Genomic DNA, 10124 nt, shown 5'->3' on the forward strand with positions numbered 1-10124 from the left:
TGAGAATGGCGTGACCAGCCTGCCGTCAACGGTCTGCACACCTTTTCCAGTCAGAAAATCAGCCGAAAACGAAGGGCCGAAAACCTGCGCCTTGTAATGACTCTCCATTCCCTCGCTCATCAGGGCGAAGGCCGAGTAAGTCGTTACCGCGGGGTTAGCGCGGAACGCACACAGAGCACGTTCCGCAAAGCGATGGTCAAGGCAGTCGTCATCCTGCAGCCAGCTGAAATACTCGGTATCACAGAGTTCCAGCAGCCGGATGAAGTTACTCTTCGGCCCGAGGTTTGTCCGGGCACGTTCGTATCTGATTCTACCACCAAACTCGCTGACCACTGCTTCTGTGTCGTCAGTCGAGGCATTGTCGGAGACGATGATTTTGACTTCACTGGAAGTCTGGCCCAGCGCGGAAGCCAGCGAGGTTCGCAGGAAGGCGCTTCGGTTGTAGGTAGGTATTCCGATCGTCAGCATGGATTCAGACTTCTGATGGCAGTGATTGAAAATTCATTCCAGTAATCATATTCGTCAGGACTTCAAAAAGATCTGCCGCAAATGCTCGCAGACAAAGTCCACCTCCACTTCCTGCAATCCGAGGGATGATGGCAGGTTGATGCCGCAGTCTCGTAGGCGATAGCTTACCGGATTCCGTGCGCGGCAGGCTTCGATGCCCGGCAGATGTTGATAGGCCCCTAGGGAGCTCAGCGGGCTGAAAAACGGGCGTGTATCGATGCCATGCTGTGCCAGCGCATTGGCGACATCCTTTTTATTCAGTCTTAAGGATTCATTCCAGACGATGGACACCATCCAGTAGGTCGCATCGACATCGAGACCGGGATCATTCATCGTTAGTCCGGGGATTCCAGAAAGGCGCTCTCGATACCAGGCAAAGGCCGCGCGCTTCTTCTGAATCAACTCATCCAGACGCTCGGTCTGTGCCAAACCCAGCGCGGCCTGCATCGAACTCATTTTGTACTTAAAGGCGACCTCACTGTTTTCGAAACTAAAGTCTCCGGGCACACGACCGTGATCGCGCAGAAAATTGGCGCGATCAAAGAGGGCTCGATCATGGGTGACGAGCATGCCGCCTTCACCAGTGGTCAATGTTTTGGAGCCGTGGAAGCTAAATGCTGCGACATCACCAAAGCTTCCTGCATTTTTGCCTTTATAACGCGCCCCAGCTGCCTCGGCAGCATCTTCAATGACACGGATGTTGTATTTCTTGGCGATGGCAAGGATCCGATCATAATCCGCCATGTTGCCATACAAATCGACGGTAATGACTGCTTTTGTACGTGGAGTTATTGCCGCTTCCAATGAGTCTGGACAAATACACCAAGTGGTGGGATCAACGTCCACGAATACAGGAATAGCACCAACATAATTGATGGGTGCGGCTGTGGCAATCCAGGTAATTTCCGGAACGATCACCTCATCATTGATCCCAACTCCCAACGCGGCCAGTGCAAGATGCAGGCCCGAAGTGCATGACGGCAACGAAACGGCATGGGCCACTCCTACATAATCTGCAAAGGCCTTTTCAAAACGAAAGTGGTATATGTTTGCGTTGTCATACCACGCATTAGCAACAGCATCATTTACATAGTCAATTTCGAGGCTGGTGATCCATGGCCCTGCAATTGGAATTCGTTTCATTCGTCAAAAATAAAGTGTGCGTTCAGCGGACGCCGTCCCATTTCTTTGTAAGTGAGGCCATGTGCATAGTGTCCGCTCAACAACGTATTTGGTCCAATATTTTCGCCCAAAACCGATGTATTCGGCGCAAGCATCACATTATCAGCGACAATTGAAGGCCCAATGATTGAGCAACCCGAACTCATAATAAACCCATCGCCAGTGACAGGGTACTCACCCCGCATGGCCCCTATCGTGCATCCTTGGCGTATCACGAGGTAGTTGCCGTACTTGGCTTTACCTATGACGCTACCCACCGTGTGGAGCAGCCAAAATACGGGTGGTAGCTCGACGTCATACATGCAGTTCAGCCCGTGAAGAGCCTTGTTTAGTAAAAAACATTTTTGTGCAACTGGGTGGTGTGGATGCATGCGATGAATCTCCCTTCCCAACAAGCATAAAAACGACGCATAATGGTCACTATTGAGAACATTAAACAGTGCCACACTGTCTCTATTATAGGAGGGATGGTTGATGCGCCTAAATCCATGCTCCAAACAACGCATTGTCGGACATATAGCATCCTCAATAGTCGATTCCACTCCATCTCCCAAAGGGAAAAAATTCGCCATCTGCCTGGATAAGTAAGCTGCAATTTTGTCGACAGAAAGATGAACGAAAGTTATGTTCATAGCAGCCTGTCGTCTGCGCGGTTATGGGCGAAAATGTAAATGTCGAAGCAAATGACACGGCCTTCACCACCGATGAGCTGGAGCATGGAGGCGGAGAGCTTGAGGGAGCCGCCTTGGGCCAGGCCAGACTCGGCGGTCCATTTGAGCTTCACTTCCTGAACGGCCAAGATGTCCTGTGCGAGCTGGATGATGAGGCGGCGCATTCAGGTGGAGTGACAGGTGTACTGATGGGGCTGCACGGCCTTCATAAAGTCATTGCTCACGCGCTGTAGCGACTGGTCTTCGCCCATCTTGGTAATCATCTTCGCGTTGGTTTCATTGAATTTTTTATTCATCGTTGTGTTGAGGGAATCAAGTGATGTCCAAGACCCGCGCCTGAGCGTGCTATACATGCCGGACATTGGACCGTGGGCAAGTAAGAAACCCAGGGCTGTTTTGGAAGGTTTTGAGCATGAACTAAGGGCGGCTTCAAGGACTGCAACAACTCGTCCGTCAAAGAAATTTATTCAGTCTTGCGGCGCCCTTTGCCGGGCTTCATCAGCGGTGCTTCCACCCATTTGTGAAGACAGCTCGATACGAGCAGGATCAGAGGGGAGGCGACGATCAGCATCCCCAGCGTCAACTGGTTGCGGGTGAGATCAGGCTTCCAGCGGCCAAACAGGTAAAGGCAGAGAAAAATCACCGGCCAGTGGACCAGATAAAGGGGATAGGAGATATGGCCGAGTTTCTGCAACCAAGGATGCACCAGGATGCGGCGCACGATTCCCAGGATGCCGCCGACAAGTCCGGGGCCTTTAACCAAGACACTGCCAAAGGCGAGCGCCCAGATGGTGAGAGCCAGTGAATGTTTGGTAAAGAGGATTGCCCCCCAGGCAAAGGCGACGACTGCGACAGCATAACGCCTCGACTTGCCCAGCTCCTCACTGGCAGCACTAGAGCAAAAATGCGCATAGAGATGATAGCTACCGATGCCAACGAGGAAGAGCGGCAACTGCACCAGGAAAGAGGCCGGATGCGGGTTGTTCAGCCAACGAGAGCCATACCAAGTGCCCAGGAACGCAACCATTCCTATGATCAGCAGCCGGGAACTGGAACGCACCCAAAGCGCCACGAAGGGAGCGACGAGATAATACTGCCACTCAAGTGAGATGCTCCAGGCCGGTGAAAGCAGTGTGCCCGTGGCATCAAGAAGGAGCTTTTTTGGAGTCAGTCCATGCAGCAAGGTGAGATGACCGAGCAGGTGCGGGAGGAAATGAGTGCGCTCGCTTTCAGAAATGCTTCTCATCATGTCCACGCTCGCGTCTTGCCACAAAGCATTCTTGAGAAGCACCGGCGTGATGCCAATCACGCATACTCCTAAAATCAAGCACACCAGATAGACTGGATAGATCCGGAAAAACCTTCCGCGGATGAAGGTCCAGTAGGATTGCTCTCGCGAGTGCAATAAAAACGAGATGGCAAAGCCACTCAAAATAATGAAAGTCTCCACGGCTGACATTGCGAAAATAAACTCTCCCCAGCCGCGTCCAAAAGGTTGGCGAAATTTAAGGCCGGCAAAGCCACACCATAACAAGATGTGAGAGAGAGCTACCCAGCTCGCTAGCAAGCCTCGCAAGCCGTCAAACTCATCAAGCCGAGGCAATTTTGGTCTTATTTTCATCAGCTCAATATTCAATGCTAAGCTTTGGTGACTATTGAGATAAAAACATCTCTTCAAATCCTTCTTTGAGATTCATCTTAGGCGACCACTGCAGCACGTTGCGTGCTTTGGTAGTGTCGAGCGTGATGTTGGCGACCGATGCCTGCAATTGAATCTCCTGAGATTCGAATGGTGTGCCGAGGACCTCCGCGATGATGCGGGCCAGATCCTGTGTGGTCCTGGCCTCCATGCTTCCAATGTTGAATTTGCCTTCTGGCCTCTTCGCCGCTGCCAGCGCCAGAGCCTGCGCGGCATCGCTGGCATGAAGCAGTTGCAGCTTCGGCCGACCGTTGCGGTAGCAATGAGTTGTCACCGGGGTGCCCGCTAGACATGCTTCCGCCGTGCGAAACAGGAACCGTGGCAATGAACTGCCCTTGCCATAGATCGGCGTCATTCGCAGGATGCACGCCCGGATATGTCCGGCCTTGCTCAGGTAGTCGAGCATGTTCTCCGATAGCGCCTTCGACATTGCGTAATTTCCGTAAGGCATGGGCGACACATCGTCACCTATCACAATCTCACCTTCATTTTTGCGACCGCTGAAAACTACCCAGCTCGATGGCCACACCAAAAAAACGCCGTGTTGATGGCATACGTCGGCGACATTGCGGAGCATCGCCAGTGACTGGCCCACGACCTCGTGTGTGTTATAGATTCTCGGGTTTGCCAGATGGATGATGGTGTCTGGCCTGTGCTTTCTGACCACTGCATCAAGTCCAAAGGGTGATGCCACAAGATCAATGTCCTTGGAGCGATGCGACACGAATTCAAAACGGTCACCTGCGATACGATTCAGCCACTGACCCAGAAAACCGGTCCCACCCGTCACTAATACACGACCTGCCACAGCAGGTTGAGAATTCGGTGCATCAAATGTGGCCCTCACGGTTTGCACAATGCCGTAGTCCATCCGGACCTCGCCCGTTTGGAGCTGCGTAGTGGCAAAGGCCTCATCAAACGAGATCCCTTCGCGTCTTGCGAGGATTGCGGCAGCAATCGTGTTGCTGCGGGAAATGCCATAGTCACAGCAGACGATCAGACGCCCCGATTTTTGAAGCATTGTCAGACCCGCTTCAATGCGTTCACGCAACGCTGCAACCCCGTTCGCAGGACCGTCCACCAAACTGCGCACATCAAGAACTTCATGACCTGCCGTTGCTGGATCTTCAAAGGCGGCTGTACCCAGCGTATTATTAATCCAGCGAATCATAATGCGTTTTTAATGCGATCTGCAGGCACATACATTTCAGCCAGACTTCGCAAATAATAGCCCGGTTTGATCTGCGGCTTTGGCGGCGAATCTTCGCCCGCGAGATGATTCAGGAATATCTCGATTTCGGTGAACCCTGCCATGGCTCGCAGATACGTCGTTGCCGAGAAGCGAGGGTTGATTTCAAACGGATAGAACATGCCGTTGACGAAACGGCCCTGGATGTTCAGCGGACCCTGGCTGTCCAGAGCCACAGCGATGCGCTCCGCTTGCGCGCAGACTTCAGGGAACACATCAATCAGCCCCTGACTGTAGCCGCTGGAGATGAGGAACTTTTCATTCTTCAGCAGGTAGGAAAGCTTGCACGGAAACTCACGCTTCATCGCGATCGATCCTGTCCAAGAGCCAAATCTCAGCACTCCCACCGTGAACTCACCATCTGAGTGTGGCAGATATTCCTGGGCAATGGCCTTCAAGCCTGCTGTCCAGATCCACTGGGCATACATGAGCGCTTCAGTTCGCGTGGATGCTGCTGAAACAAGCGCGCTGCCGCCCGTTTCTGTGGCTGGCTTGATGATGCAAGGCACGGGGAAGTCATCCAAGTCTTCAGCACAAGTCAGCACCCGCGTCTGCGGCACGGGAATGCCGAGTTTCTTGAGCACGTCAAAGGTAATGCTCTTGTCTGAACACGCCTGGATGACTTCCGATCTGTTTAACACGGGCGTTATTCCCGCTTCCAGCAGGCGCTGGCGAGCACCATTGATCAGTTTCAGCGTGGCCTCAGCTCCAGGGACCAACAGCCCCACACCTTCCCGCTGGCAGCAGGCGATGAGGTCATCCATATAGCTCTCCACGCGCAGCACATGACCGGCAGCGGCCTGTGGCTGGTAGAGACCGTAGGCCATGGGCGAGACATCAGCCACCACTGCTTCATAACGACCTGTCATGGCCAGTGCTTTGAGCGTCTCAGTGCCAAGGGAGGCACCACCTGCACCAGCGATTAGCACACGTCGTTTAGATGAACTCATAAAGCAAAGTCTGGATTGCTGGTATTCCGTAGAGATTGAATAGCTTCATCAGGCATGGGAAACGGTCGAAGCCATGAATCAACGGCGGCGCAGCCAAGCACCGGTCCAGTGGGTGATCTGAAAGTCCAGGGTACTCTCATTAAAAGTGAAAGGCAGTTCGGCCAGTTCAAACTCAGGATGAGCCTCGGCAAACTCACGTGCGGCAGTGGTGGGGTTGTCCTCAATCCAGCTTGACGTCCCACGCGGTACGTCTGCCACCTCACGCATCACGCCATCTGTAGCTACGATGTAAGATCCAGGGCACACCAAGTCGCAGTAGGCTTCAAGTTCTGCCCGCACATGATCACGCAGGTGATTGGAATCGAGGATGACGAGCACTTTCTGCCCAGAAGCAACCAGAGCCTTAGCTTTCTTAACTGTCTCAGGAGCCACGGACGAACCCTCGATGAGAGTAATTCGATCAAACAGGGGGTGCGCCTCGATCTCCGCGCGGTTGTGAGGACGGATCTCGATATCAATGCCTATAACGCACCCCTTGCAGCGCATGGCTTCAAAGAGCGATGCGTAAAAAATAAGAGAGCCGCCGTGAGCAACACCGGTTTCGAGAATCACGTCGGGCTTCAATTGGAAAATCATTTCCTGGACGCGGATCAGATCCTCAGGGAGTTGGATGATTGGGCGGCCCATCCAGGAAAAGGTGTAGAGATACTTGGCATTCCAGCCGGCTTTAACCCAAAGATCGGAAATGATCTTGAACGCCTCATCGCAGTAAAGCGGCATGCTGCGTTCTCCCTCTGCATCCTTGCAGAGCAGCGTATTGTTGTCTGAGTCTATTGTCAGCTGCATGAAATTAGACGCCTGAGGAGGGGGCTTTAGGTTAAGTCGAAGTATCGTCCTTATGTTCTCAGCGGCATGCTGTCAATCAGCCGTTGCAGGCCCTCGTCGATGCCGACGAGCGGCTTCCAGCCAGACCGTCGGAGTCTTCCGGTGTCCGCGACAATTACCGGCGTTGGATCATAGGCTGCGTTCGGGTTTCTCCCAATCAGATTCACGTCGGCGCGCAAAAGGCCTGCAAGGCGGAGCGCGAGCGATGCGATGCAGATTCCCGATCCAGTGCCGACGTTCACCGCTCCACACAATCGTGATTCTATAGCGTGGCAAAAAGCAGCGGCAGTGTCGCGAATCTCGATGTAATCGCGAATGCTGCCAGGCGTGTTTATTGACAAAGTCTTTCCAGCCCGCAGTTCGCTCACCATCATGCTGGTGTAGCGTTCAGGATGTTCGCCGCTCCCATAGGGGTAAAAGACACGGAACCATGACCAATCCACATCTGAAAACTCCCGTAGCCACTCAAACAGCGCCACTTTCGCTTTTGAATAGGAAAACAGCGGAGCGAGAGGTGACTTGTCTTCGTTTAGCGGTTCCTTGGAAGCCGCGTATTCAATGCAGGTGCCGGTCCCTGCGACGTATAGCACGCCGAGTTCGATGAGCCTGCGGAACCAGGTTTTGCTTAGTTCGAGCCACAGCTCATTCTCCGACGATCGAAGATACTCGCCCGGTCCAGTGAACCAGGCGAGGTGCAGTGCCACATCCGGCGCGAAGCGGGCCACCTGTTTCCAAGGCGTCTCTGCGAGGCTGCCGACTGCGATCTCGACGTCTGGGGCGATTTGCGCGGCGGGATCACGGGTAATCGCGAGGATTTGATGACCTCGCCGGACAGCCTCCTGGCAAAAAGCGCGGCCGATGAAGCCCGTAGCACCTGAAACGAGGATCCTCATGCCAGTTCGTCAAGTCCCGGCAGTGCGGCATCCCGCAGGGATAGGTTGATCACTGGCAGTGGCCAGGCAATGCCGATCTGGGGATCATCGCAGCGCAGACCACGCGCCATGTCCGGATGGAAGAACTCTGACATCAGGTACAACAATTCGCAGCTTTCTTCCAGGCACTGAAAGCCGTGCGCGAAACCCGCCGGGATGTAAAGAGCCCGCATGTTTTCGTCAGAAAGTTCCTCGGCATGCCATTTCCCGAAGGTGGGGGAGTTTGGGCGCACATCGACGATCACATCCAGCACCCGGCCAACGAGGCAACGCACAAGTTTGATCTCCGGCAGCGGTTCCGCCTGCCAGTGCATGCCGCGAACGCTGCCTTTCTGGCGCGTCGAAGTGTGATTCTGCTGCACCCACCGGGTGTTGAGTCCGCGCGCGGCAAATGCGTGCTCGCAGTAGGTCCTTGCCAAGAATCCACGTTCATCGTGCCGCGGTTCGGGTTCCACGCTCACAACGCCTTCGAGTGCGGTCGGGTGAAACTTCATGCCACGGTTAGTTGAGGCAGGGGAATGACGAACTGGCCACCTTTTGCCCGAAACTCGCGCTGCTGCGCCATGACTTCCTCCGCAAAATTCCACACCAGCAGCACGGCGTAGTCGGGGCGGCGATCAGCGAGCTCCTCTGCGGTCACAATGGGCACATGCAGGCCGGGGCTGAGGAGGCCATGCTTGTAGGTGCTGCGGTCGGCGATGAATTCCAGTGTCTTCGCCGCGTCGCCCACGTAGTTGAGCAGCGTGCTGCCCTTGGCAGACGCTCCGTAAGCCGCGACTCGTTTGCCAGCCTTCTTTTGCTCATCAAAAAAGGCGATCAGATCAGCCCTAACGCGGGCGGCTTCATCGCTAAAACGCTGGTAGTAGGCAGCGCTGCTCACCCCCTGCTGGGCCTCCGCATCCAGCGTTTCCCGAACCGTCGCACGGATGGTCTCGCCGCCCTTTCTGCACGCGTACAGCCGCAGGGAGCCGCCATGAATGGGCACGCGCTCGACATGGAAAACATCCATGCCGTGCCGCGCAAACAGCGGGATAAGAGGTGTGAGAGTGAAGTAATAGACGTGTTCGTGGTAGATCGTGTCGAACTCCACCTTGCCGATCATTTCGACGCCGTAGGGAAACTCGAACACCACCCAGCCATCTGGCTTGAGCAACTCGGCGACGCCGGCGACGAAGTCGTTGGTGTCAGGCGCGTGGGCGAAGACGTTGTTGCCCAGAATGAGATCCGCGAGGCCTCTCTGTTCACGCAGTTCCCGTGCGGTCTCCTTGCCAAAGAATGCGCAGTGCGTCTCGACGCCTATCTTCCGGGCCACCTTGGCGATGTTGGCCGCGGGTTCGATGCCAAGGCAGGGGACGCTGGCTTCGACGAAGTTCTTCAGCATGTACCCGTCATTGCTGGCGATTTCGACGACGAAGCTCTCCTTTCCAAGGTTTTTTTCGGCGATGTGTTTTTCCACGGCGGCGCGGGCGTGGCGCAGCATGGCGTCGGAAAAGGAGGAAAAGTAGAGGTACTCGCCGAACAGATCGATCGGCGGCACGGTGTTGGTGATCTGCATCAGCCAGCAGTCACCACAGACGAATACGCCCACTGGGAAACGAGGCTCCAGTTGGCAGAGGTCCTCGGGGTGCAGGAGGTTGTTGGCCAGCGGCTGGAGGCCGAGATCGATGACGGGAAGGGAGTGGGTGGAGCCGCAGGAACGGCAGCGATGGGCTTCGGGCATGGGCGGAGTCAATGTTAAAGAGTCTGGGCGAGTCCTTTATGGCGGGCCTGCGGTGTAATCATGAATCTCTTGGCACCTGAATGCCAGCATGTCTGCATCTTTGTCGGTGTGGCGAGTGCGACACCAAGCAGCGTGACCAAGGTTGCGGCATTGAAGTCCGATACGGGGCGCCAGCCCTGAAGGCGCGGCTTTCCCCTGGCTCAAGGTCCGTCACCTAGCCACTTGCCAGCAGTTTCTCCGGAGTGTGCAGGCATTGGCATGGGTGATTCGGCCAGCTGATTCTTGTTAATCTTGGCGATAGATCAGCGGGTTTACGACAAAACCGCTTC

General features: G+C 54.9%; 13 protein-coding genes. 1 reads left to right on the top strand and 12 read right to left on the bottom strand.

Annotation, left to right across the window (positions count from 1 at the left end; genetic code table 11):
* The 9 genes from ACIREA_RS18030 to ACIREA_RS18070 all read right to left on the bottom strand — a co-directional run.
* Nucleotides 1-468, bottom strand: a 468-nt coding sequence (locus tag ACIREA_RS18030; protein ID WP_397383715.1) for a glycosyltransferase family 2 protein, incomplete at its 3' end; no start/stop codon positions are given.
* Nucleotides 469-522: 54 nt separating this feature from the next.
* Nucleotides 523-1650, bottom strand: coding sequence for a DegT/DnrJ/EryC1/StrS family aminotransferase (locus tag ACIREA_RS18035; RefSeq protein ID WP_397383716.1), 1128 nt, complete (start codon nucleotides 1648-1650; stop codon nucleotides 523-525).
* Nucleotides 1647-2321 carry a hypothetical protein gene (locus ACIREA_RS18040; RefSeq protein WP_397383717.1) on the bottom strand — a complete coding sequence of 225 codons (675 nt, stop codon included), beginning with the start codon at nucleotides 2319-2321 and terminating at the stop codon, nucleotides 1647-1649. The genes ACIREA_RS18035 and ACIREA_RS18040 overlap by 4 nt, the downstream gene beginning before the upstream one ends.
* Nucleotides 2318-2524 carry a CmcI family methyltransferase gene (locus ACIREA_RS18045; protein ID WP_397383718.1) on the bottom strand — a complete coding sequence of 69 codons (207 nt, stop codon included), beginning with the start codon at nucleotides 2522-2524 and terminating at the stop codon, nucleotides 2318-2320. Before ACIREA_RS18045 ends, ACIREA_RS18040 begins: the two co-directional genes overlap by 4 nt.
* Nucleotides 2525-2656, bottom strand: coding sequence for a hypothetical protein (locus tag ACIREA_RS18050; RefSeq protein ID WP_397383719.1), 132 nt, complete (start codon nucleotides 2654-2656; stop codon nucleotides 2525-2527).
* 167 nt (nucleotides 2657-2823) lie between these two features.
* Complete coding sequence (locus ACIREA_RS18055) at nucleotides 2824-3996, bottom strand: acyltransferase family protein (protein WP_397383720.1); 1173 nt, start codon at nucleotides 3994-3996, stop codon at nucleotides 2824-2826.
* Between the two features lie 16 nt (nucleotides 3997-4012).
* Nucleotides 4013-5230: an NAD-dependent epimerase/dehydratase family protein gene (locus ACIREA_RS18060; protein ID WP_397383722.1), complete on the bottom strand. Its 1218-nt coding sequence runs from the start codon at nucleotides 5228-5230 to the stop codon at nucleotides 4013-4015.
* The gene (locus ACIREA_RS18065; RefSeq protein WP_397383723.1) at nucleotides 5227-6258 is read right to left on the bottom strand and encodes an ATP-grasp domain-containing protein; all 1032 of its coding nucleotides are present in this window, start codon (nucleotides 6256-6258) and stop codon (nucleotides 5227-5229) included. The genes ACIREA_RS18060 and ACIREA_RS18065 overlap by 4 nt, the downstream gene beginning before the upstream one ends.
* Nucleotides 6259-6336: 78 nt before the next feature.
* On the bottom strand, nucleotides 6337-6945 hold the full coding sequence (locus ACIREA_RS18070; RefSeq protein ID WP_397383724.1) for a cephalosporin hydroxylase family protein: 609 nt from the start codon (nucleotides 6943-6945) through the stop codon (nucleotides 6337-6339).
* On the opposite strand from ACIREA_RS18070, the gene ACIREA_RS18075 reads away from it, so the two are divergent.
* Nucleotides 6844-7086, top strand: a complete 243-nt coding sequence (locus ACIREA_RS18075) for a hypothetical protein (protein WP_397383729.1) — start codon at nucleotides 6844-6846, stop codon at nucleotides 7084-7086. The two genes, ACIREA_RS18070 and ACIREA_RS18075, sit on opposite strands and share 102 nt — an antisense overlap.
* A 68-nt stretch (nucleotides 7087-7154) precedes the next feature.
* On the opposite strand, the gene ACIREA_RS18080 is transcribed toward ACIREA_RS18075, so the two are convergent.
* The 3 genes from ACIREA_RS18080 to ACIREA_RS18090 are packed head-to-tail and all read right to left on the bottom strand — an operon-like array spanning nucleotide 7155 to nucleotide 9795.
* Complete coding sequence (locus ACIREA_RS18080; RefSeq protein ID WP_397383725.1) at nucleotides 7155-8036, bottom strand: NAD-dependent epimerase/dehydratase family protein; 882 nt, start codon at nucleotides 8034-8036, stop codon at nucleotides 7155-7157.
* Nucleotides 8033-8569: a dTDP-4-dehydrorhamnose 3,5-epimerase gene (gene rfbC / locus ACIREA_RS18085; RefSeq protein ID WP_397383726.1), complete on the bottom strand. Its 537-nt coding sequence runs from the start codon at nucleotides 8567-8569 to the stop codon at nucleotides 8033-8035. Before rfbC ends, ACIREA_RS18080 begins: the two co-directional genes overlap by 4 nt.
* Nucleotides 8566-9795, bottom strand: coding sequence for a methyltransferase domain-containing protein (locus tag ACIREA_RS18090; protein WP_397383728.1), 1230 nt, complete (start codon nucleotides 9793-9795; stop codon nucleotides 8566-8568). The genes rfbC and ACIREA_RS18090 overlap by 4 nt, the downstream gene beginning before the upstream one ends.
* Nucleotides 9796-10124 lie beyond the last annotated feature (329 nt).

The sequence above is a fragment of the Prosthecobacter sp. genome (genome assembly GCF_044373815.1).
In the GTDB taxonomy this organism is placed as follows: domain Bacteria; phylum Verrucomicrobiota; class Verrucomicrobiia; order Verrucomicrobiales; family Verrucomicrobiaceae; genus Prosthecobacter.

Coding starts and splice junctions, on each gene's coding strand:
- ACIREA_RS18035 (WP_397383716.1), bottom strand. CDS start 1,650: ATGAAACGAATTCCAATTGCAGGGCCATGGATCACCAGCCTCGAAATT.
- ACIREA_RS18040 (WP_397383717.1), bottom strand. CDS start 2,321: ATGAACATAACTTTCGTTCATCTTTCTGTCGACAAAATTGCAGCTTAC.
- ACIREA_RS18045 (WP_397383718.1), bottom strand. CDS start 2,524: ATGCGCCGCCTCATCATCCAGCTCGCACAGGACATCTTGGCCGTTCAG.
- ACIREA_RS18050 (WP_397383719.1), bottom strand. CDS start 2,656: ATGAATAAAAAATTCAATGAAACCAACGCGAAGATGATTACCAAGATG.
- ACIREA_RS18060 (WP_397383722.1), bottom strand. CDS start 5,230: ATGATTCGCTGGATTAATAATACGCTGGGTACAGCCGCCTTTGAAGAT.
- ACIREA_RS18065 (WP_397383723.1), bottom strand. CDS start 6,258: ATGAGTTCATCTAAACGACGTGTGCTAATCGCTGGTGCAGGTGGTGCC.
- ACIREA_RS18070 (WP_397383724.1), bottom strand. CDS start 6,945: ATGGGCCGCCCAATCATCCAACTCCCTGAGGATCTGATCCGCGTCCAG.
- ACIREA_RS18080 (WP_397383725.1), bottom strand. CDS start 8,036: ATGAGGATCCTCGTTTCAGGTGCTACGGGCTTCATCGGCCGCGCTTTT.
- rfbC (WP_397383726.1), bottom strand. CDS start 8,569: ATGAAGTTTCACCCGACCGCACTCGAAGGCGTTGTGAGCGTGGAACCC.
- ACIREA_RS18090 (WP_397383728.1), bottom strand. CDS start 9,795: ATGCCCGAAGCCCATCGCTGCCGTTCCTGCGGCTCCACCCACTCCCTT.